Source organism: Paenibacillus polymyxa (genome assembly GCF_018614975.1).
GTDB classification, from domain to species: domain Bacteria; phylum Bacillota; class Bacilli; order Paenibacillales; family Paenibacillaceae; genus Paenibacillus; species Paenibacillus polymyxa_E.
The window spans coordinates 523,072-545,423 of the sequence record NZ_JAGGNR010000008.1; the positions used below are offsets into that span (position 1 = coordinate 523,072).

Annotated in this window: 30 protein-coding genes and 1 pseudogene; 3 read left to right on the forward strand and 28 right to left on the reverse strand. The window is 39.3% G+C overall.

The window, feature by feature from the left end; genetic code table 11:
- The first annotated feature begins 5 nt into the window (after positions 1 to 5).
- The gene (locus tag J7E78_RS05665) at positions 6 to 1,595 is read left to right on the forward strand and encodes a response regulator (RefSeq protein ID WP_311516953.1); all 1,590 of its coding nucleotides are present in this window, start codon (positions 6 to 8) and stop codon (positions 1,593 to 1,595) included.
- On the forward strand, positions 1,588 to 2,553 hold the full coding sequence (locus J7E78_RS05670) for a sugar ABC transporter substrate-binding protein (protein WP_215075332.1): 966 nt from the start codon (positions 1,588 to 1,590) through the stop codon (positions 2,551 to 2,553). Before J7E78_RS05665 ends, J7E78_RS05670 begins: the two co-directional genes overlap by 8 nt.
- A 450-nt stretch (positions 2,554 to 3,003) precedes the next feature.
- Here J7E78_RS05670 and J7E78_RS05675 read toward each other — a convergent pair whose 3' ends face one another.
- The 24 genes from J7E78_RS05675 to J7E78_RS05785 form a co-directional block, all read right to left on the reverse strand.
- Positions 3,004 to 3,528 (reverse strand): GNAT family N-acetyltransferase, encoded by a 525-nt coding sequence (locus J7E78_RS05675; RefSeq protein WP_215075333.1) that lies wholly within the window; start codon positions 3,526 to 3,528, stop codon positions 3,004 to 3,006.
- Positions 3,529 to 3,566: 38 nt separating this feature from the next.
- Positions 3,567 to 3,890 (reverse strand): hypothetical protein, encoded by a 324-nt coding sequence (locus J7E78_RS05680; RefSeq protein ID WP_215075334.1) that lies wholly within the window; start codon positions 3,888 to 3,890, stop codon positions 3,567 to 3,569.
- 333 nt (positions 3,891 to 4,223) lie between these two features.
- Positions 4,224 to 5,171: a hypothetical protein gene (locus J7E78_RS05685; protein WP_215075335.1), complete on the reverse strand. Its 948-nt coding sequence runs from the start codon at positions 5,169 to 5,171 to the stop codon at positions 4,224 to 4,226.
- Between the two features lie 34 nt (positions 5,172 to 5,205).
- Entirely contained in the window at positions 5,206 to 5,841 is a 636-nt protein-coding gene (locus tag J7E78_RS05690) for a methyltransferase domain-containing protein (protein WP_251034833.1), read from the reverse strand.
- Positions 5,838 to 6,032, reverse strand: a complete 195-nt coding sequence (locus J7E78_RS29275; RefSeq protein WP_251034834.1) for a protein-L-isoaspartate O-methyltransferase — start codon at positions 6,030 to 6,032, stop codon at positions 5,838 to 5,840. The genes J7E78_RS05690 and J7E78_RS29275 overlap by 4 nt, the downstream gene beginning before the upstream one ends.
- 65 nt (positions 6,033 to 6,097) lie before the next feature.
- A complete protein-coding gene (locus J7E78_RS05695; RefSeq protein ID WP_251034835.1) occupies positions 6,098 to 7,036 on the reverse strand; it encodes an acetamidase/formamidase family protein in 939 nt (312 codons plus the stop codon).
- Between the two features lie 133 nt (positions 7,037 to 7,169).
- Positions 7,170 to 7,700 carry a phosphotransferase-like protein gene (locus tag J7E78_RS05700; RefSeq protein WP_215075336.1) on the reverse strand — a complete coding sequence of 177 codons (531 nt, stop codon included), beginning with the start codon at positions 7,698 to 7,700 and terminating at the stop codon, positions 7,170 to 7,172.
- A 53-nt stretch (positions 7,701 to 7,753) separates the two neighbouring features.
- On the reverse strand, positions 7,754 to 8,236 hold the full coding sequence (locus tag J7E78_RS05705; protein ID WP_215075337.1) for a DinB family protein: 483 nt from the start codon (positions 8,234 to 8,236) through the stop codon (positions 7,754 to 7,756).
- Between the two features lie 30 nt (positions 8,237 to 8,266).
- Positions 8,267 to 8,923: a hypothetical protein gene (locus J7E78_RS05710; protein ID WP_215075338.1), complete on the reverse strand. Its 657-nt coding sequence runs from the start codon at positions 8,921 to 8,923 to the stop codon at positions 8,267 to 8,269.
- Positions 8,924 to 8,929: 6 nt separating this feature from the next.
- Positions 8,930 to 9,517 carry a helicase gene (locus tag J7E78_RS05715; protein ID WP_215075339.1) on the reverse strand — a complete coding sequence of 196 codons (588 nt, stop codon included), beginning with the start codon at positions 9,515 to 9,517 and terminating at the stop codon, positions 8,930 to 8,932.
- 79 nt (positions 9,518 to 9,596) lie between these two features.
- The gene (locus J7E78_RS05720) at positions 9,597 to 9,992 is read right to left on the reverse strand and encodes a VOC family protein (protein WP_215075340.1); all 396 of its coding nucleotides are present in this window, start codon (positions 9,990 to 9,992) and stop codon (positions 9,597 to 9,599) included.
- 226 nt (positions 9,993 to 10,218) lie between these two features.
- On the reverse strand, positions 10,219 to 10,815 hold the full coding sequence (locus tag J7E78_RS05725; RefSeq protein ID WP_215075341.1) for a lysozyme inhibitor LprI family protein: 597 nt from the start codon (positions 10,813 to 10,815) through the stop codon (positions 10,219 to 10,221).
- A gap of 205 nt (positions 10,816 to 11,020) precedes the next feature.
- A complete protein-coding gene (locus J7E78_RS05730; protein WP_215075342.1) occupies positions 11,021 to 11,671 on the reverse strand; it encodes a DUF4304 domain-containing protein in 651 nt (216 codons plus the stop codon).
- A gap of 208 nt (positions 11,672 to 11,879) precedes the next feature.
- On the reverse strand, positions 11,880 to 12,422 hold the full coding sequence (locus J7E78_RS05735; RefSeq protein WP_215075343.1) for a GrpB family protein: 543 nt from the start codon (positions 12,420 to 12,422) through the stop codon (positions 11,880 to 11,882).
- Positions 12,423 to 12,649: 227 nt separating this feature from the next.
- The gene (locus J7E78_RS05740) at positions 12,650 to 12,838 is read right to left on the reverse strand and encodes a hypothetical protein (protein WP_215075344.1); all 189 of its coding nucleotides are present in this window, start codon (positions 12,836 to 12,838) and stop codon (positions 12,650 to 12,652) included.
- Between the two features lie 77 nt (positions 12,839 to 12,915).
- A complete protein-coding gene (locus J7E78_RS05745) occupies positions 12,916 to 13,110 on the reverse strand; it encodes an NUDIX hydrolase (RefSeq protein ID WP_215075345.1) in 195 nt (64 codons plus the stop codon).
- A 166-nt stretch (positions 13,111 to 13,276) separates the two neighbouring features.
- Positions 13,277 to 14,077 carry an inositol monophosphatase family protein gene (locus J7E78_RS05750; protein WP_215075346.1) on the reverse strand — a complete coding sequence of 267 codons (801 nt, stop codon included), beginning with the start codon at positions 14,075 to 14,077 and terminating at the stop codon, positions 13,277 to 13,279.
- An 88-nt stretch (positions 14,078 to 14,165) separates the two neighbouring features.
- Positions 14,166 to 14,723, reverse strand: coding sequence for an AAA family ATPase (locus J7E78_RS05755; RefSeq protein ID WP_251034864.1), 558 nt, complete (start codon positions 14,721 to 14,723; stop codon positions 14,166 to 14,168).
- Between the two features lie 109 nt (positions 14,724 to 14,832).
- Positions 14,833 to 15,432 carry a hypothetical protein gene (locus J7E78_RS05760; RefSeq protein ID WP_251034836.1) on the reverse strand — a complete coding sequence of 200 codons (600 nt, stop codon included), beginning with the start codon at positions 15,430 to 15,432 and terminating at the stop codon, positions 14,833 to 14,835.
- Positions 15,433 to 15,628: 196 nt separating this feature from the next.
- Entirely contained in the window at positions 15,629 to 16,396 is a 768-nt protein-coding gene (locus J7E78_RS05765; RefSeq protein WP_215075348.1) for a nucleotidyltransferase, read from the reverse strand.
- 201 nt (positions 16,397 to 16,597) lie between these two features.
- Complete coding sequence (locus tag J7E78_RS05770; RefSeq protein ID WP_311516954.1) at positions 16,598 to 16,873, reverse strand: HAD family hydrolase; 276 nt, start codon at positions 16,871 to 16,873, stop codon at positions 16,598 to 16,600.
- Positions 16,867 to 17,370: an HAD hydrolase family protein gene (locus J7E78_RS05775; protein ID WP_215075350.1), complete on the reverse strand. Its 504-nt coding sequence runs from the start codon at positions 17,368 to 17,370 to the stop codon at positions 16,867 to 16,869. The genes J7E78_RS05770 and J7E78_RS05775 overlap by 7 nt, the downstream gene beginning before the upstream one ends.
- 237 nt (positions 17,371 to 17,607) lie before the next feature.
- Positions 17,608 to 18,234, reverse strand: a complete 627-nt coding sequence (locus tag J7E78_RS05780; protein ID WP_215075351.1) for a Type 1 glutamine amidotransferase-like domain-containing protein — start codon at positions 18,232 to 18,234, stop codon at positions 17,608 to 17,610.
- Positions 18,235 to 18,519: 285 nt separating this feature from the next.
- On the reverse strand, positions 18,520 to 19,074 hold the full coding sequence (locus J7E78_RS05785; protein ID WP_215075352.1) for a hypothetical protein: 555 nt from the start codon (positions 19,072 to 19,074) through the stop codon (positions 18,520 to 18,522).
- 428 nt (positions 19,075 to 19,502) lie between these two features.
- Between J7E78_RS05785 and J7E78_RS05790 the strand changes: the two are divergent.
- Positions 19,503 to 19,628, forward strand: a pseudogene (locus tag J7E78_RS05790) (NUDIX domain-containing protein); the annotation flags it as partial.
- Here J7E78_RS05790 and J7E78_RS29975 read toward each other — a convergent pair.
- From J7E78_RS29975 to J7E78_RS05810, 4 genes are all read right to left on the reverse strand, one after another.
- The gene (locus J7E78_RS29975; RefSeq protein ID WP_215075556.1) at positions 19,607 to 19,819 is read right to left on the reverse strand and encodes a DUF4279 domain-containing protein; all 213 of its coding nucleotides are present in this window, start codon (positions 19,817 to 19,819) and stop codon (positions 19,607 to 19,609) included. The pseudogene J7E78_RS05790 and the gene J7E78_RS29975 overlap by 22 nt on opposite strands.
- Positions 19,820 to 20,110: 291 nt before the next feature.
- On the reverse strand, positions 20,111 to 20,542 hold the full coding sequence (locus J7E78_RS05800) for a GNAT family N-acetyltransferase (protein WP_251034838.1): 432 nt from the start codon (positions 20,540 to 20,542) through the stop codon (positions 20,111 to 20,113).
- 247 nt (positions 20,543 to 20,789) lie between these two features.
- Complete coding sequence (locus J7E78_RS05805; RefSeq protein WP_215075354.1) at positions 20,790 to 21,167, reverse strand: hypothetical protein; 378 nt, start codon at positions 21,165 to 21,167, stop codon at positions 20,790 to 20,792.
- Between the two features lie 642 nt (positions 21,168 to 21,809).
- Entirely contained in the window at positions 21,810 to 22,250 is a 441-nt protein-coding gene (locus tag J7E78_RS05810) for a hypothetical protein (protein WP_215075355.1), read from the reverse strand.
- Positions 22,251 to 22,352: the final 102 nt, after the last annotated feature.

The window sequence follows — 22,352 nt, forward strand, 5'->3', positions numbered from 1 at the left end:
AAAAGGTGATGATCGTGGATGACGAAATTGGAATTCGGGAGAATATACGCAGCTGCATTGATTGGGAAAAGGAAGGTTTCCACTATTGCGGGGATGCACCCGACGGCGAGCTTGCGTTACCTTTAATTCATGAATGGGCTCCGGATATTCTGATTACGGATATCAAAATGCCATTTATGAACGGATTGGAACTGACCTCCATCGTTCGCACTCAACAACCTGATATCAAAATCATTATTATGAGCGGTCATGATGAATTCAGCTATGCCCAGGAGGCCATCCGACTTGGTGTGACCGAGTACTGTCTAAAGCCCATAAGCGCAGCAGAGCTAATTCAAATGCTTCATAAGGTCAGCAAACAAATGGATGAAGAACACCAGCGTATGTCAAGCCGGACGATCACCAAAGAAAAACTGCTGGCCGATCTGTGCGGGGGACTCATCGGTACAACCGATGCGCTTGAATCAGCCAAACAACTCTCACTTCATCTTTCAGCCAGGTATTACACCATTGTCATTATCGATGTTCGATTAACAGACGACTCTCCAGACTCGGAATCCATGATGAAGAAGCTGATTCCCGTACTGGAGGAAACTCGTGATCCCCACATAGAACTTCTTCCTTATATACGAAGCCGGACGGAGCTCGTGCTTCTGCTCAAGTATAACGACGATGACAGCATATCCGTATATCTGGAGCAGCTTCGCGGGCGGGTTCGTATGGAACTTGAGCATACGTTCAAATGTAATATTATTCTGGGCATTGGCAGTCAACAGGAGCGGCTGCAAGGGATTCATGTCTCCTATCTGGAAGCGGAGGAGGATAAATATATTACCCGGCTCACCCTTCAGAACAGAGCTTCTCTACGTGACATTAACTTGGATGAGCAAACGACTCTTTTTCTCGACAGGCATTCGTTTCTTGAATTCCTCAAAATAGGCAGCCCTAATCTGCGAGACCATTTTGTGGAGGAGTTTGCCGCTCCATTACAGTCCTTCGACTGGAAGTCCTCATCGTATGGCTTCTATCTGTTGAATGATCTTACGCTGGAGTCGTTTCGGCTCGCCAATCAGCTATTCCGCATGAGTGACCATTCCGATGAGAACATTACTTCCCTGCAGCAGACGATCCGGAAGATTACGTGCTGGGAGGATTGCACCCAATATCTGTGTTCCCTGCTTAACCTGTTATGGCAGAGAAGAGCAGCGTGCTCCGGAAAATACAGTGATGTCATTGATCAGGTGAAAGCCTATGTATCCCGTGAATACAATAACGAACAGGTATCGTTGAAGATGATTTCTGCACACGTCAGAATCAGTCCAAGTCATCTAAGCAAGATTTTCAGTCAGGAAACCGGTCAAACGATAACGGAGTATCTAACCCAGATTCGAATCGGTAAAGCCAAGGAGCTGCTGAAAACAACCAGTAACAAAACCTTTGAGATTGCTTACCAAGTCGGTTACAATGATTCTCACTATTTTTCTAATATATTCAAGAAAACAACAGGTTTTACGCCAAGAGAATACCGAACTCAAGGAACCGAGGAATCGCAGGCCAGACCATCAGATATGAGAAAAGAGCCAATGTATGAATAAAGCCAGATTTGCACTTTTACTTACACTAATGCTGCTGTTCCCGATGATCATTTCATCCGGTTCGGCACACATTCGTCCACAGCAGATGGCTGCAACACTTCCTGCAACTTCACCTGTAGAGAAATCTGCAGTGAGCAAAACTTTTGGTATTATCTATCCAATGACGTATCCAACCTATGAGATGATCACGAAGGATGCAACGGAGTATGCAGGGAAACACAATATTACATTAATTGTAAACGCACCTGATGAAGCCAATACCGAACAACAGATCCGTATCATGGAGAATATGATCAAACAGCATGTGGACGGGATCGCTATATCGCCTGTGGATGCTGCTGCACTTACCCCCGTTATTGATGCAGCCCAAGCTGCAGGTATTCCTGTCATTACATTTGAGTCAGATGTCCCATCCAGTCATCGAATCGCTTATGTGGGCGCCGATAACTATCGCACTGGCGAGCAGTTCGCGATGACAACTACACGACTCCTGCATAATCAAGGTATGATTCTTGTCGAGAATGGCTTGGAGGAGATGCAAGGTTTGCAACAGCGGCTTAATGGATTCATTGATTATATCCGCAGTGAAACAGACATCGAAATCTTGGAAGTTCGTTATCATCAAGGGAATGAAGATCAAGCCATGTCCGAGATGGAGAACATGATTCAGGCTCACCCTCACTTCAATGCGATTATCGGACTCGATTTTGTTTCTGTCTCTGCTTCTACCCTGATCTGGAAAGCAAAAGGCCTTAACCGGCATTTAATCGCATTCGGTGATAGCCCGACCAGTGAAAACGGGTTGCTCAACGGTCAATTGTCTGCCGTTATTTCGCAGAATGAAGGAGCCTGGGGTGCCAAAATGATGGAGACCCTGTTACTCGCTAGCGACGGTGTGCCTGTGAAGGAATTTATTGATACGGGGATCATTGAAATAAATCAGGAAGGAAGTAAATAAGGTGCTGTCCTCTTGTCATGAAAATGACAGGAGGACAGCACCTTTCCATTCGTACACGCAGTTATTATATCTGTTCATCGAAGTGTTTCTCAAGAAAGATGACCTCTGCCTGAGAGTTGTTCATATCTACCTATTATGCTTAAGCTTCATAATGAGCCGATCCAGGATGAGCCCCACTCCTCCCCAAAAAATCAAATGGAACAAGTATATCAACGGCCTGAAAAATGTAGTCGTCTCTGGATTTGTATTTATTTTGGTCAACCAGTCATTCAGCAACGGATTTATAGGATTCGTTAGGTAAATCAGAATATTCTTATCATCGTTCCCTGATAGATTAATAAAACATACGGTTAACGAGAAAATAACAAACCAAAAAGTCAGCTTTTTCAGTATGTTCAGCATGACGAGAGGGTAACCCTCCTCTCAAGTATGATGAGTCCTTTTGAGAAGCTATTTCTTCCATTCGTTTTCTAATATGCTCATCTCGATAAGATTCCAGAATGTATCTTCATGTCTTCTCGCATCACGAATAAGTCCTTCTCGTACAAAGCCCGCTTTTTCATAACATCGGATGGCTGAGACATTAAAATCAAATACGCCCAGACTGATCCGGTGTAACTTCTCCTCTTCAAATCCAATTCGAAGTGCCTCATCGATCATTTGCTTCCCATAACCTTTACCCTGATATGGCTTACCAAGAAGCACCTTACCGATACGTCCTGAACGATTATATCGATCGATACCGCCAAGAGCAATATGGCCCACAATCTCCTGAGTCGAATCATCCATCACTTTATAAATGAACTTATTTGAAGTGTTTTTATCATTGGCACCATGCAAGTAATCCGATAGCTGTTCTCTGGAAAGTGGATAATGGAACTGAGGGCCGGCCCACTGGAGCAGAAACGCTTCATCTCCACTCCATTCGATCAGTTGATCAAAATCTTCCGGTTCAAAGTATTGGAATGTAATCATATCGATCTGCCCTTTCTTTTTTTATGTCATATCATAAACTATTTCGGTTCTCTTGTGTCGTCATAATGATGAGTTTCATCAAACTCTTTGTTTCTTGTATTCATTTCACGAATGGAGTTCTGAACCCAATTCATTCTAGCTAATAAACAGATAACTCCACCTAAAATGCATATCGCGCCTATCCAATAATTCAGTGCAAAATTTACTTGATAATCACTCGGAGTATAACTGCCAGCTGCTGCTGACTGGAATGCTGCATACCCCAGCTTGGGAATCACCTCTTCAATCATTTTCGAGATCGTAATAATCACAATTCCTAACATGATAAAGAGTAATGAGAAAATAATGTGTACACGCTTCAAAGACAAGCTACCTCCTTTTGACCGATTTTCGACCCAAGACCTTGGATTCAGCAATCCAATACACAACCGGTGCGGGAAAGCCTTTTTTCTGTTCTTCAGTTAAATTCAGTTGGGTGCATGCATACCAATTATCCACTGACACACTTCTTAAATGAATCATTGTTTGAAATTCCTCCTCGTGAAAATTACACAGAGGAATCCCTCGAAACCCTTCTTGGGTCCTCTGCGCTAGACAAAAACACCTCTTGCAACTTCATTTCTTCTACTCAGATTCGTATTGTTTCTCATATCACATCACTCCTTTCACGTTGTTGTACAAATCCTCTTGTGACTTCAATCACCTGAAGTTAAACCTTGGATCTCTGATAATTCAGGAGTATGTTTGACAAGGTCAGCTATTCCATAAGCTGCATCAGCTGCTAATGCAGCTTTAACTGCCTCAGCCCCTCTCGTCTTCCAGATCGAATATATCCATTTGGAAAAACCATATGCATTCATGTGGTGACCACGTTCCTGTATTTGCATGAACAATTTCACACTTTCCTGATACCTTTCGATATCCGTTAAAATACAGGCAAAATTGTTCAACGCAATGTTGATATCTCTCTGCGAATTTCTGGAGACATTAATATCCTCCCAGCTTCCGACCACTTCATCTTTTCTTGAAATGGGTAGTGCTCCATCATTGATTTCATCAATCCAGTCCATCGTTTCGTTTACAAGAGCTTCAACTCCCGCGAAATCCCCCGCATGATAAAGCCTAGTCAGACGTTGTTTGTTGTATGTAATCCGGGCAAAAAGAATATTGGACCATGACTCATCTTCTTGTATGAGCTGGTTCATATTTTCAAGCACACTGTCCATTTCACTGTATCTCTCCAAAACCCAAAGCGAACCACCCAAAGCCCGATGGCTCTCGAATCGAACACCTCGGTTGGTATCCAACTTCGGGGCATGATCACAAGCATATTGGTACCAATCAATCCAATAATTAAAGTAGTTCCCCAGTGATAATGACAACGCTTGTGTTGAATCCGAAACGATCCAGTGTAACTGCTCCGGGGCGAGATTTTCTTTCCCCCATTCGAAGAATGCCCGGTGATTGGCATAAAGCAGTTCCGGCTCTCTTAACAAGGCATAACCATCGGAAACATTCCAGTAGACCCAGCCTCGTTCATGGACAGACAATTTTCTGGATTGTTCATAGTTTTTCAGTAACTCAATCATACCCTGATGATCTCCTCGAACTACTAATTCCTGAAAAGAATGAACGATATTCATCCCCATCCTCCGTCCCTAATTAGTTTCAACCCAGCTATGTCAATGGCTTCGTGCCGCAAGCTGCAATGAAATTCATCATGGCATAGGCTGCCGGCGAATGACTTATCGCTTCAGAAGCATGTTGCAGTTGAGCAAATTCCTCCGAACTGATCACACCTTTTTCAGCAAAATGTACAAAACGATTAAGATTAAACTGCTGCTTAAACCCTTCTATGCCTAACAGATCACTATGTTGAAGGACAGAATCAATGTCAACATCGATGTATCCGCTCTTAGAAAGGAGACGCGGCAGACTTCTGCCAATTAAACGATTACCGCCGTGTTGTGCCACATAGTTCGAAATTTTCATTAATACCGTATGCAAAGCAGGAACATCAGGATTCACTGCTCCAAAAACGCCGACATCTACATCAATAATAGCAAGACGGCCGCCAGGTTTCAGTACACGATATATCTCTTTTGCAGCTTCGTCAGGATTGTTCAAGTGAAGAAAGATCAGTCTTGCCACAACAAAATCAAAAGAATCATCAGGCAGATCCATCTGGTAGATGGAAGACTCTACAAATTGTAATCGCTTGGAAGGAATATCTTTCAGCCGTTCTTTGGCTTGTGTTTGCAGTGAACGATCAATCTCAAGCGAGGTAAGCTCGCTGTCCGGCAGGCTGTTCAATAATTGCTCTGTAATGTAACTGGTCCGCTTCCGACCTCCAATACACGCATTCCATTTTTCAAACCATACCATTCCAGACTACGGAATTCTTTGGGCCACCCCATTACCGCCTGTATCTTTAATCTCTCTAACTCCTCTTGTAAACTTAACACTGCCGTTTGGATACTGTATGTTGAACGCGGATCACTCATATATTCTCTCCTGTTCTTAAGTGGAATAATAAAAACATCTAATGCGACGTATAACAGACCTCAATTTACTTAAAAACGTCATATGGAAGGACAGCATGTACACCCTTCACCCCATTCACAATTTGGGTGATACGCAGGTCGATTACCGCGCTTCCAAGTGCAATCGCTTCCACTCGATCTAGTCCGTACAACTCACCCATCAGATTAAGCATTCCGTCTAATGCTTGAACCGTAGCCTCATTCAGATCTTCATGAAAACCGAAGGTAATCCAACCGGATGGCGTATGTGCATGAGGATTGGTCAAAATCATATCATCAATCACACTAAGCGTGACATCCACCACTTTCATCGGACATTCAATGGCCTGACAGCTGACTTCACCGTCTCCCTGCCGTGCATGGCCATCACCAATCGCGAGATAACCTCCGTCTACGGGGATAGGTAAATATAATTTACTTCCCTGCACCAGTTCCTTGCAGTCGATGTTTCCTCCACAATAGCGAGGCGGCCAAGTCGTATGAATTCCACCTGACTCTGGCGGCATGCCCACTACACCCATAAACGGCGAGAGAGATACAGTGAAGGACTTTCCTTTTATTTCACAGGTTCCATTCATCGTTTGGCGATCAAGTCTCCAATTCAGCGACAGTTCTTCAACCTCTGTTAGATGTAACTTCTGGTTCTGCCAGTTCGGATATCCGCCAGCGGAAGTAAACCCGTAACTCCCGGGTACGATTCGGTTCACGTACTCAATAGCTTTGCGATTAAACTCTTCAAAATTTATATGTTTCAACGTAACTGGCTGCTTCAGAGCAATCTTCTCAATCACTTCCTTGTAAAAATATCGGTCCCATAACATCACATGGCTGACGAGGGATTTTATCGTCCATTTCCCTTCTTCCATGCTGGAATTCCAGGTCTTCTCTTCAAGATGATTCATCGTTTTGACAAACAACGCCCATTCTTCAAAAGTTTGAAGCAAATGTTCAATTTCTTTGGTCATGATTACATTTCCCCCCTTCTTTCTTTTTGAGATGATTCACTGGTCTATTGTTCTCTCAGATAGCCACGAAGCTGGAACACCATGCTCATGAATGTCCAGCTTGTAATATCATCTTCACATATTTTTTAATGGTTCATGATGGTTCATGATGGTTCTTGAACAGTGCTGCAATAATCTTCTCTGCACATTCTTCGGGTGTGTTCATACTTGTATCAATCGAATAGCTATAGTTGATGTGTTTGGCCATAATTTGATGCTGCTCATCCGATTGCTCTTCTCTGCGATCACCACGCTCAATGTTACGCTGACGACAGATATCGAGAGGACAGTGCAGTTCAACGATATCCAGTGGATACCCTTCAAAAATCTGTTTGACTTGTTCATAATGCGGCGCGAGCTCTGGTCTTTCCACAAGTATGCCATCGATCAGAACATGCTTGCCATGGTCTGAAAATACTTTTGCCGTATGATACATCATTACAATCGCTTCACTCAGATACTTCCAGTAATCCGTCTGAAGATGTTTATCACCGATCGTATTTTCAAATAAATCATTAGCCACAACATAGAAAAACGGATCATCGTATGATTGCATCGCCTCTACAATTGACGTTTTACCAGAGCTGGTTACACCGTTCAAAAATATAATTTTGCCTTTTTCCATGATAGTCATCTTCCTTTGCTTAAGTAAAATTTTATAATGTAATACAGCGTGTACTAGGTGTGTTTCATTGATTTTTTGAGCAGCATGATCTGGCCAATATGATAGGCATTATGAATACATAGATTTGATACAACTCCCCACCATGGCGCGTTGAAATAGGAAGGGATTTCACGGGTCAATTTATGTTCTTCGCTATCCTCAAGTGCCCTGTTCCAATCACCAAAGACGGTTTTCAGTCTATGTAAAGTCTTGCCCCATTCCACATCATTCAAGTTAGACGGATCTATGTCAAATGTATCCTCATTATTCACTGGATGCTGCCCGTCGACCTGTTCGGCAACATATCTCTCAAGCCACTTCTCATTCCAGAAAATAAGATGATTGACGATCGCCCAAATGGAATGCTCCCCCTCATTCTTTACATAAGCGGCTTCCGCCGCATTGAGGTCTGTCAAAATATCATGAAGCGGCATAAACCAGCTCTTGTCATGATAACAGGCGTTTAATTGGTCTATGAGAATAGCTTTGTAACTCATCGTTGCACCTCACTCAAAATAATATAAAATTTATCCGTTCATTGAATTCGTAATCTCCATCACAAGATCTTCTGACATATTTCTGCCAATGATCTCGTATTGAAGTGCCTTCCCATGCACATCCTCTTCGATCCATATCAATTGGGAAGTTTCGTTATCGAAAATATAAAATGCTTGGACGCCACGAATGACTCCTTGTTTAACTTTAGTACCACCATGATCAGGCAATGTGATTCGGCTCTTTGTTGTCCCGAAAATATTAAGTTTATAACCACCGTATTCTTTATACGTGATGCTGATGCCCACAACCTTCTTATTGGGCTTCAAGTCTCGTATCACTACATTTCTGCCTGACCTGTTACTTTCTTCAATCATTTCATCGATTTCTTGCGGAGTTAAATTATCAAATCCATAAAATACATGAATGGCATCTATATCAGAATCAATCGGAAATTTCGGCTGCCATGGAGAATAAAGTTTCTGCAATTGTTCGAACCCGTCTTCCCATGGAATGGCTGCATAATTGGTCTGTTGCGTGAATTGGTTCTCTGTAGCATCTGCGGTATAAATCGCCTTCCCCTCACCAGGCTTTAAGTCAATGACGATCCGGTCAATCGCACTATCTTTGCGTAAGGATTCAATTTGAATTTTTCCAAGCACATCTCCGCTTTTGTTTTTGATATCCATTGATCTTCACTCCTTTCCTTTCAAAACATCTTCCTGATCCTCATACAATAGAAGCTGAGCCCTGCAAAAGATAAAGCGATCATGAGGACTCCAAACATGCAAATGGTCGGCAAGATATCCACGTAGCCATAACTTGTAGTTTATTCGTCTGAGATAAAAACCTTTTGGAAATTCATTATCCTCCGTAAGGGCTTCAGATGCTATGGTAATGGAGCCGGACGGAGCTTTGTTACCCTCTGAAATATTGGTAGAACATATCTCAGGCTGCTCCAAATATTGCATTCTTAGATAAGGACCTAACTCAACCGGACAACATTCCAACCCAAGATCATTTGCTCTTCGAAAGAGCTGAAAAGTCGTAGCACCATTCGAAAATCCAAGTTGTCTGACGGTCAACTCAACCGTTTGCAAGCTTTGCTTTGTACTGGAAACTATAAATCTATCATCATATAACAACTGTTCTCCATATTTATTCAATGAGATAGAGTGTTGGTCCAGTTTCTGAATAAGCTGTGGTTTTGTTAAACCGCCAACGTCTACAGTTCTTATTTCAACTGAACAGTCAGGGTATACTTTTTCGTCTTTAATCAACATTTGTATCCCCCTAATCTAGTTCTGAATTCGTTTACATACAGATCCTAGGTAAGTGATAGCAGCAGACCAAGGCTCCTCATTAAAAATTCAATTCACAATCATGGTGTTCCCACACATCAAATAAGTTACCGTCCAGATCTTCTAACACAAAAAACTTCCCATACTGTCCCTCATCACTAACAGCCCCTACTTTCACATTCTCTGATGTTAAGTAGTCATGTAAAGAAGCAATATCATCAGTGAAAAATGTAATGACCCATCTCTTTTTCTGATGAACTTCAAATGTCGCTCGTGTTTCATTGTCGCTTTGGATCAAGTCCAAAATTGGGCGATCACCCCGAAATAAACTCAAATATCCTTCGCGTTGGTGGCGAATGTTAAATCCAAAATGTTTTACAAACCAGGCGGCTGACACTTCTAAATCTTTCACTGGAATTACATTATATGCTATGCCTAGAATCCTTCCATGCCCCATATGTTACCTCCACACTTGAGATGTATAAGACCTACCACCTCTGCGATGTTATACAAGATTTAATTTGAGCAATATGATGCTGCCCGTGCCATACAAATCTTTGTGTGTTCTTCCATGGTTATACATCTTACAACCAAGGCGTGGTATCCCTGCAACTTGAATGCATTGTTATGTGCTATTACTGCTTCGAAGCATCACCTAAAAACCTTTGATCCAGATTCCAACTCTATTTTTTACTTTGGTATAAAAACTCAACTTCACCATCTAGCAAATATCTATATTCAAATAATTGCATTGTTCTTTCCCTAATTCTCTCCCGTATAACCATGCCTAGGCTTACCGATCCTTGTGTTCCAAGGTAACCATTATTAACAAATGTCTTCTCTACAAATTTTGTTTCCTTTAAGTGATACTGTAACCATTCTTTCTGCGATTCGATTAGTGCTTCTCTTGGTTCTCTATCCAACTTAGAAAGAAGTTTTTTATATATTTGAATCAACTCTTTATCCCAAATCTCTGTATATTTGCTTTCCAACGCCCCCCATCCCATTGTTGTAATAATCTCTTTTGAATTTTGAGCCTCATCAAATTCCACTTCATAATCATGATCTATAGGATTTCGAAGCATTTCATCATAAAAATCTCCAGTCAAATCATAGTTCCCAATACTCATGGATGACACTTCATTGTTATAAGGATCTGATCGACCTTCAATTATTTCTTTTGTTTTAGTTTCGCTGTTCAAGGTAGTCAATTGACTACTATTTTGGCAAGATGAAAACACTATCGTAATAAATAATAAGAAGAGTATCTTACCTTTCATAAATTATCTCCTTAAATATTATCTTTGATATTTACCGATAATGGGGCATAACGTTGTTGTATCCATGACCCTCCCACCGACTTAAGCGACCAATTGGAGCGGCCGCGATGCGGTTAGTCTTACGGATGTGTCCGCTAATTCTCTCCCCTGCCGATTGCTTCTCGCGGACCGTGGAGCCTTTAGGCGCCGAAGCACGGATATGATGTTAGAAACTCCCTAGACCTATGGCCTCAAAGTCCTTAATGAGTCCTTTTGCTTCCCCAATATTATTTAATCCCCATTGAACATAATCTTTCGCGTCCCTATCATTACCTAGAAATTTATGCGTTCGTGCAATTAACAAAACCAGCCTTAAATCAAGTGGAGCTCCAAAATCTTCAATTTTCTTAGATCCAGCTATTATCTCAGCTAACGAAATTGATGTAATCATACTAGGATCATTAAATTGAGAAAAATAACTCATTCCTTGATCCAAAAATAACTTTTTCATTTCATTTATAGTAACTATTGCATCATCCTCTGTTTCTCCGTATTGAAACCATCTTTCACGCTCCTCAGTAAAAAATCTCTTCAGCCAATTTGCTTTTTTATTAAGACGTTTTCTGAATTCACAATCATAGGTCGTGATTTCATTTGAAGACTTAAATTCACCAATAGAATTAGGAAGAAAATTTAGATGCACCCCCATCTCCATAACACAAGATCCACCGGATTGATCTGCCTGAATCACCAGAGTGTAAATAAAGTGATTATCAGTTGTCTTAACAAAATGATGATCGGTTCCCATAAACCCAACCTCATGTAGTTTTGGAGCAAAATACACCCTAATTAGCTTTCTAAAATCTTTAGTATTCACGTTTTCATATCCTTTGTAAGATTTCCGATAACGTTGTTGTATTCACAAACCCGAGAGCTTAAAGAGCACCAGCGATGGGTTGAAAACTTAGCCTCGTAGGAGTTGTCTGTCTGATACAACTTCCTCGAAATATCTCTGGCAGACCAAGGGGCGTTAGCCCCGCAGCGTGAATAATTTGCTATCGGATGTTTTAATCCCATTGAGCAACCTACAAGTTCTTTCCATATTCATTAAGTACTTTATTTACAAATTCGGTCTTCCCATCCGTATAAGACTGACGATTTTCTCCATATTTAATAGCAAGTTCTTTCTTTAGATTGCCATATTCGACTACAAATTCGGGATTGCTAATTAATTCATCTCTGAAGGATATATGTCTTAATAACTCTTTGCTCTCTTTATTACAAACATACAGATGATGTTCAGGTTTCTGTATTTCCACTATACTATAGGGAACATTTGCATCTTTCCTTGCAAAAGCTTCTCTGTTCTCAACACCCAAATTCCCTTCATGATCGTAACCTAAACTTTCTAATCCTTGAATTACATCTGGAAACAAATCCATAGAATCAATTACTACATCAATATCTAAAATAGGTTTTGCCGCTAGTCCAGGTACTGCGGTACTACCAACGTGCTCAATTCTAAGTACTAGATCCCCGAGTCTTTGTTCTATGATGGATTTCAGATCAGAAAACATTTCAGGCCATTCATTGTTGTAATCTTCAATAATTATTGTTTTTTTACTCATCCTTGAGATGCCCCCAAAAAATAAAGTATTCACGAATATCTCCAATAACATTCCTGTATTTACGAACCCGAGAGCCTTAAGTTACCGAAGGGAACAGGTCCAGACTTAGGCTCGCAGGGTTGTCCGGCTGTTCACTTCCCTGCTCATAACTTCGGCCGGACATAAGGTGTTAGCACGCAGAGTGAATACGTTGTTATACGCCCCCCTTCTCTTCAAATCCCCTCAAGCTATCGTTTACTTAAACGTTTAATATATCTTCCATCTGTTCCGTCTTGAAGCAACTCTAGTAACCCATCTGGTACCAGTTTTACTGTCAAATTCCCCTTAAAATAATTAAGTGGTTTCCATTCTGCTTTATAGGGTTTACTTCCTTCTATTCCTTCTATTTCTTTCAAATCGTAAAGTGATCTATTCATAAGTTCAGCCTCATAAATAAAATCAATTTCGTGTCCAATTTGATCCTGGTAGTTGAATATATTCTCAATTACACTAGTCAAGATAGGTTCTGAAATATCTGCATCAATTTCTTCTTTACTTCACGAATTACGGTGATTTTGCTACTTTCTCCATATTCAACGGTTCCCCCTATAGGTCGATAATAAGTTATGCCTACATCCTCATCAAAAAACTCTTCTAACAGTAGTTCTTCCCCTCTTCGGATAACACAAAGTGAAACTGTTCTAATCATTAATATGTCCTCCCAGATTTTATGCAATTAGCCCACATAAATATAATTTGAGCTCTTCAGCTAACGTTCCTGTATCCACAACCTCCCACCAACTTAAGCGACCAATGGGGTTAGTCCGTAAGAATATGTCTGCTTAATTCTCTTCCATGCCAATTGCTTCTCGGTGTTAACTCAATCCTTTTCTAACAATTTGCAATAGTTCTTCTTTGTGGTCTGGGTGACATGCGATTAAATAAGGTTCTTCTTTCATTCCATTAAAATTATTTCCTTCAAAATCTATAATAAGCCCCCCTGCTTCCTTAACCATTAAGATACCTGAATACAAGTCATCACCTTCAGAATTGTACAGAACAATTCCATCAATATCTCCTTTGGCCAACATACACCATTGAAGCGTTGGAGCCCATAATCTTAACATTCGTTTAAATCTAATATCAATGTATTGTCTTAGTTTTACTGCTTGTGGGTCGTTTTGTACTCTGTGACCTTGAATCCAACCTATATTTCCTTTGAAAATATTCGGGTTACTCTTCATTTGTATTTGTCGATTATTGCAGCTTGTCCCTTCACCAATCACAGATACAAATAAACGTTCTGTTAGAGGTTCATAGACCACTCCAAGAACAGGCTCTCTTTTGTACATTAAAGTAATTGATATCGAAAAAACAGGTAAACCAATTGCAAAATTATTAGTTCCATCTAAAGGATCAATTAACCATAACCAATCGTGCTCAGTTCCGATAAGCCCTGCCTCTTCACTGTGTATCTGATGATTTGGAAATACGTTCTGTATTTGTTTGATAATGATTTCTTCACAGATATGATCAACTTCAGTAACCATATCCCCAAATTCATCTTTAGGTCTCAGTTCCACAAAGTTATCAAACTTCTCCTTACAGATTCGACCTGCTTCGCGAATAATTGTTATTGCAATCTCTTTTGCGGTTTGAATAATCTTACGATCCATAATACACCCCTTATTGATTTTGATTTTCCTCTTTGAATTCACACATAACTCTGCTGGAACGAGGGTAGCCCGGTGAATGAACATGTTTTTATGTAGATTCAGTCATTTCGTTGAATTGCTTACAATTGATTTTTGAAATCTTTCTTAAAATTATGCTTATAACTTCTTCTGTTTCTTTATTATCTGTGTCAATATGTTCTTGAAAATCAGTATTTTTAAATGCAATTAGAGCCGCGTTTGTTTGCTCCTGATACCAAAAATCAAATTTGTCTCCACGTTTTTCAATTCGTTTTTTGATCGTCTCTTCAGATGCTAAGAGGCAAAAATGAAAAGTATCTCGATCGATACTTCTAAATCCATTTAATATGTAATTGAAATTTTCGGATTTATAAATGGTCATTGGAACAATAAGATGTTTCTTATACCTATTCATTAATTCTTGAGCTGTCTGTACTACAAGTATTCGCCATAGTGCTATATCCTGAAAATCATCCGTTCGTTCCTCTTCAAAGTAGATCTCTTCTGTTAAGATTTTTCTCAACATATATCCAACTTCTTCAGGATCATAAATCATACTGTTAGGTATTAGAGGCTGCAGCTTTTGAGAAGTCGAGGTCTTGCCCGATCCAAATGACCCATTAATCATAATAATCAAATGATCACTCCTTCTGGTTTAGTTTTACGTTTTGTGCGGAGCACTAGCGACGATGCTTAAACATTCGGTTAGGCGATGTCGTTGCCCTCCATAATTACCTTTACATACTCATCCCAATCCTACCGTCTGTATTGATTTCGATTGTTGGCACTCTTGAGATTTGGGCTTGATGTCTTAATACATTTTGGATTTTTAATAATTCACTTACCGACGATCTTACTTCTTCTTCTGTTTTAAAGATCCATTCTTCGGGTTGTCTACTTTTAATTCTTTCTTCTACAACTTCGGGCGAGATTGTAAGCAAAATACACCTGGCGTTTAAAGACTCAAGCTGTTCTTCTATTTTATTTATCTCATCCAAATCCGAATCTACAAATGCAGCTCTATGATTTAAATGAAACCTTTCCAGAACATAAAATAGTCCCCTAGATCCTCTAGATGCAGGACCAAGTTGAATTGCCCATTCGTTAAGTTTCTTTAGCATTTCAACCCGCTCTTTAAGTAACTCAATGTGTCCTTCTCGGGTTAGACTTACATATTCTCCATGTTTATTATTCAAAATTTGAGAATAATGTTCTCCAAGAATAACTACGCTCCGTTCTGAGGATTCTTCTTGTGATTGATAACGTTTAATTGCTTTTAATACTGAAGTCTTCCCGGCATTTGAGTATCCTTCAAGAATTATTCCTCTAATATGCATTTAAATCTCCTTCCCACTAGCAATTATTTCGCCTAACGTTTCTATATTCATACGTTCAACATTAGTTGAATGGGGTCGATGAAGCGTTTCCATAAAATACGTCTAGCAGACCATGGCTCCGTCAGGAGCCGCTGCTTGAATATTATGTTATACGACGAAATCGCCTCTCAGAGTGACCAATATCGTCAAAATGTTGTTAGCCAGAGGAAGTTCTTGAAGCAGCCATTATTTTTAAGGCGTTCTCAAAATAGTGATATACTTCATCTGCAATTTCCAGAAACTCTTCAGCAGATACATCGCTATCCAAGTAACAAGCATACAGATACTCAACTAAAGCGGAGTCAATCTCACAATAGTTTAATATGGCATTCTTCATCTTAATAATTTCATCTTCCCATACCCCTGTATCTTCTAAAACCAAAGAGTATAATGCACGAATTAATCTCTTAGAGTAACCTTTAATATATCTAGTTTTCATTGCGTGATCACTGACATTAGAAAGTGAACGATGTACACGATCTACTTCCTCCTTAGTATCTGTATTTAAGTCTAAAATGAATTCTGGAGAAATTATGATCGGGGGTACTTTTTCACCAATGTCCTCCCCATGTATGCAAACACAAATGATCTTAATCCAAAACCCCCAATCATTCGGTCTACTTAATACATCATCAATCGAACAAATGATCGTATCCATCTTAGTGACGAATGGATATTCTTCCAAAAGCCTGTCTTTAATCATTGACAATCTTTCGTAATCAATATCTTCGGGATTTACACATACAATAGTATAGTCTGCATCTGACTTAAAAGGTTGAGCTGTTCCTTTTGGAATCGAGCCACACATATAAATGCTATGAATCTTACCTTTAAATTCGTTAAGTATATGATCTATATACTTATCAACCAAATCCTTATATTCACTTTGTATTGCAATTCTATTTATAACTTTTTCTAATATCATATAGACTCCTCCTACAATAAGAACTTCTTTCGGCTAACGTTTTTGTATTCCTGACTTTCAAGCAGCTTACCGTAGGGAACGGGTCAGTAGACTTAGCTGATTGAATGTGTCGCCTTAATCAACTTCTCAGATATCCTTCTTGGCGACCGAGGAGCAAGTGCGACGGTGTATAAATGTACTGTTAGATAAAGTAACCTTGAGTTACCCACAAAATCTTTCTAGACTTACAGCAACACCGTTTTCATCATTATTAACGGTTATTTCATCAGCGATTTCCTTCAATTCCCTAATCGCATTTCCCATAGCAATAGAATATCCCGCCATCTTAAAGAGGCCTACATCATTATGATCGTCACCAAACACAATGACTGAATCCAATTCTACATTATATAATTCACAGAGTTTAGTAACTGCCATTTCCTTAGATGCCAGAAGAGGCATGATTTGTACTAATTTATTATTATCCGTAATTAGTATATATTCACTCTACCCTGGAATTTTTCAAACAATCCAGAATTGTGATTATTGCCAGTCAGAAGTATCTTCGTAGCATCATATTGCTTTAATTGTTTTAAAGGTTTTACTATGGGGTTTGATTGTGTGTTCATTGAGCTAATATAATCAAGCTCTCTTAAACTAAACCACTCATCCTTCACTTCCATAGTCAGCTCAATTTGAGGGTCACACTTCAAACAGTAATCAAGAATTTCTGTAGTTACATTAGCAGGGATTGATTCATTAATTTCTATCTTGGTTTCCTTACATATCACTTGAGCTCCGTTGTAATATACAAAAGCCCCGATATCTACTAATCCTTGTGGAAGCAACCAATTAACCGCTCTGGGCGGTCGAGCTGTTGCAAATATTTCTTTCTGATAACAAGATAAGACCGCATCTACGTTTCTTTTAGATACTTCTTTTTTTGAATTTAATAATGTTCCGTCCAAGTCAAGAACTACAGTTGAATACTTCAATGAATCAACTCCCAATATAAACTTCTTCGTTATTTTATATACCGTTGTTGTATTCACGAACCCGAGAGACTTACAGGAGCGACTGGGTCGAAGACTTATCCTCACAGGAGTTGTCTGCTGGATACCACTTCCTCAATCCCCCACTGACAGACCAAGGGGCGTAGCCTCTCAGCGTGAATACGGTACTGGCAAGATTTCAGGGGCTTCTTCGAGCTACTTTCAATGAATTTACGACTTTCAATGTGCTTGGTTCATTAAGATTGAGATATATTCTTCATCTTTAAGCCTTGTCACCTTACATTTCTCATTGCATTCAAATTCTACTATTCTCTCTTCAATTGTTCTATTAGTACGATCTTTAAATATGTCCTCTCGATCATAGTGAGGAAAAATAAGCTTGTCGGTTACACCTAATGCCTTAAAATCCGTTAAATTCATTGTGTTCATCTGTGGAGTAAAGAAATCGACGATGTTAATATTCGGCCCCAGTAATAACGTTCCTGCACTTACTCCAACTATAATTACATTCTGTGCGGACAGTGTTCTGATAATTTCATCAGCACCACTTTTCTTAGCGTAATACAATAGTGTAAATGGATTTCCACCATTAATATATATAACATCTCTATGTAAGAGAATTTGCGGGTCATCAAATTCAATATCTACAAAATTGATATGCTGAAATCCCATGTCCTTAAACTCTTGCATTGCTCTTTGTGCATATCTATTAGTTTCTTTTCTAGGGAATGCTGTTGTAATAATTGAGACTTTTAATTGGGAAATATATCCATAAATAAAATCCAGAAATTGATTTTTAATATCATCAGTATAAAAACCACAAGAGGTTAATAACAAGCTACTCATTGAAATCCCCATCCTTAAATAATAGTTTATCTAATCTTTATAATTTAATTAAGGAATCCCTTAGTTTCTGCTAACGTCCCTGTATTCAGGACTCGGCGTATGTTGAGTGTCCGGCAAATGCTGGACAAAGGACGAATGTCCGCAGCATGAATATTATAGTAGGTGATGTCGGGCACTTCTTTGAGTTCTCATGTAAAATCATCCTTATGTCCCTATCCTAATGCTTTTCCATAGCACCTTCTTGAAGTAAATCCAATTCATAAATATTTCGTGTTTTATGTTCAGTCATTTGAGCTTGAGAGTAAGCTTTCCTTTGTAGGTATCAAAGCTAACTGTCCCTCTCGTCCATTTTGGAGCAGAGTAATCAAAAATATCTTCTTGGGAAAGATATAAGTCATGTGGTTCTTCTATCACAACTTCCTTAGTCGTTAACTCAGTTAAGAATAAACCCCAAAACTTCGTTTGGTAGACACGATACTGTGTAATGCCTTGATCCAGCAGATTAGCTCGATGTTCAACTATAACTTCACTATAATGTCCAGGGCCAGGAATATGCAGATGTTCGTAGCTGTATGGATCAAATACTGGAGCAAATAAATGCTTAATCAAAAGAAGAGAAGAAAAAATAATCAAAATAACAATCAGAATTAGCTTTCTTCCTTTACTTCTATAGCCTAACCAAAAAAATAAAATGATGTGTAGCACGATAGGAATTACAAAGTTACTTTTTTTGAATATAGTAATATCAAAATTGATGACAGATGAAAATAACCAAATTATATCTATAAGCACTATTATCAACATAAAATTCTTTCGAAGTTTCAGGACGGAATTGTTCATATTTATATCTATTCCTTTCGCTTCAGTGCCTTAATGAGGCCATTTCTGATTGTTACAATGTAACCTGGAGGAATGGGTCGGCCTCAAACGAACACTTGCTTTGAAGAAAAATTTGGGCATTTGGGAACTAGATATGGAACCAACCAAACGATCTCCTTAACTGATCAATATCACTTTTATTTCCATTCAGGTGTTGTTATCTATTCCTTCGATTTGATAAAGTTTTTAGCATTCTGCTGAATTTCACCTTACGTTCCTGTATTCACGACTCGACACATATCGAGTGTACGGCGGATGCCGGGCCAAGGGCTGACGCCCGTAGCGTGAATATTATGTTATGTGATGGATCAGTCGTCTTCAAATCTGTCTTCACCCCTAAGACTTTATTCTATTTCTATCTAAATACTTCTACTCTTTGAGTCCTGAAACCAAGAGGAACTATGGAATTAGGCTAATCTGCTGAAGAAACAGCTATTCGTGAAGTGAAAGAAGAAACGGGATTAACAATCTTGATTGAAAAGCTCATAGGTGTTTACACCAAATATTTTGAAAGCCCCAGGCAGACTTGATCTTTTTGATCCTGAATCAAAGCTTTAACCTTATCGATTTGATCTTTGATATCAAAAGATTCTTCATAGTCTGTGGCTATTTCCCAACACGTTTCCTTATGAAGTAGGTCTCTTCGTATAGGATCGCCTTTAAACCATGCTCTTTTAAGAGCAATTAATAATGTGTTTGTAATAATATTGGGTCAAATTAATCTCCAAATATGCTAAATTCGACTTTTACATTTGTTCTTTCCATCTTGTAATTCTCCTCAATCTATATGTTCCGCAGGATTTCACCTAACGTTCCTATATTCATGAACCCCCAACGGGGACGTCTGCAGGATTGCCTCTCTGAATTCCTTCCCGCAGACCCAGGCTCCGAAGGAGCCGTACTTGAATATTATGTTATCCGATGTTAATGACCTTTGACTTACTTTCGCATTCTATATAACCTTTAAGTTCTATACATCTTTAATGTTCTATTTGATTTATATTTTTTTTTGTAGTATTAGCTCTTCTTTCTTTATATAATTTGATTTTTCATATGTTTTTATCGCTGTTTCATTCTTTTTCCCTGTCAGCACTTTCACCGAACTAACTCCTTTTAATATAAGTTCTTTCTCAACAAAGTCTAATACCTTTGTAGCAATTCCCTTCCTTCTAGCGTCACCCATAATATACAATTCGGTTACTTCTGCATACGGTTCTGAATAACAGATTGATTTAAAATACTGAGCACATGCGAATCCAATTGGTAGATCATTGTTTAAGGCTATTACAACAATCTCATTTGAATCAGATAGGCTTGCAATAATTTCTTCTTCAGAAATTCCCACTCCGTTAAATTCAACATTAAGTTTAGCGAGATATTTTGCATCTTTTGCTTCTGCTCTTCGAATTTGGATATTGTTTTCAATCAAAGATTTCACTCCCATGATAGAATACTGTTTTTAATAGTTCTTTGTTAAGTTTGCATAACGCTTCTGTATTCACGAACTCTCACTGGCTTAAGGGGCAAACGCCCCGGGTCAGAGGGCCTTAGCTAGTGCAGGGTTTTCCGGCTGTCCCCCACTTCCCCGAAATGCCCCTGCCGGACCGAGAGCCGGATGGAAAGATGCGTGAATATGATGTTATACACAGCACCCTCTTCTACGAACAAACTATTCGCTATATGTTTTTTAGCTTTTCCAATAATTCTAACTCCTCTTCCTCTGTAAGTTGTTCTTCCGCTCTTGTTTTTGTTTCATCTATCTTTCGTACTTTTAATCCTCTTTTGATGAGCCATTCTTCACCAGGATTCATTGTAGTTGCTGGATGTGGGTATACATCCTCACTTGTAATTTCCTCGTCAATTATGTAAATGTATCCACATAACTTACCATTATGAATTCTTGTGCCATTTTCATCAAAAGCAACAATAGATGGTTTGTGTGAAAAGATTCTTGCTAACTCTCGATCCTGAGTTATTGTGCTTCCGACTAGTAGTTCATTTAAGAGCATTGGCGAGCCATGGAACCAAGGCTTACTGTAGTCCCATTCTTTCATAATTATCACCTTCAATTAAGTTTTATTATCTTTCTTCTTTATACTTGTTCTTCAGTTTCTTCGGTTTTGGCTTTAGGGGATTGCGGATAACGTTGCGCATTTCTGACGTCCAAACGGCTTAAGGACCGGAGGTCCGGGTGGCTTTGCCACTTAGCCGGTAGGATGTGTCGCCTGATTCCACGTCTCCGAAATCCCTCTTGAAGACCGAGGAGCGTCAGCGACGAAGCAATAATGCAATGTTATACGCTGCCCCTTCTTCTTCGATTCCACACCCTTATATGTCTTGTGTGTTTTATGTATTTAATATGTCTTTACGTGTTTTATCTTTTGGTTCTATCTTTTGCTCCTATCAAATCCGTTTCCGCATAGGAAAGATCCCCTCATTTACTCTCGTACGCCTTCAGCAGTATCAACCTTGGTTTGTGTAGTAACTTCATCCAATGAACGCTAGCCTTATAAGAGGCTAGTGTTCCTCGGACCGGAGATTTGCCGATGGCTGGCTTCATTCAGATTCCTGCTCACGTTGGACACCCCTGCCTTAAGCTATGGCTTACTTCTGACCTCACCATTCGAGACTTAATCCTTAATATAGAATACATGCTGAACGCACAATCAAAATTTAAGAGGATTGTTGTCCTCCCTTTAATTCGCAATAGACAAATATGTATTAATGACATGCACAATACCAAAAAGTACTGTTGGTATAATAGCCAGATAATTTTGAAGCCAAATCTCAGCTAATATAAAATATACAACCGGGAGAACGGCCATCCCCAAAAAAATAACCGAGTTTGTGTTGCCTGTAAAATACAATATCCATAGCCCATAATAAAAAATCAACATTATTGCCATACCAATTATATACGGACATCGCATTTCAGATGCTTGTTTTCTTACAACAAATATCAGAAGAAAGAAAAATATCGCCTGACTTCCGTGCTCCAAAACATCTAAAATCAAATGGCTATTTGCATTGTTTCCTGATATATCTGACGCAGGATTAAGAAAATAAAATATATTTGGTATCATTGGCAATAAAAAGATTATCAGACCCTTCCATGAAAAACCAAAATGATAATTCATTTGATCCTCTCTTTCGCATAATAGAAATATTCTTTAGTTTGCACTTTATTATGAATCCGCTTCTCTGGTATTCCTCTTGATGACCAAGGAGCATAGCTAACG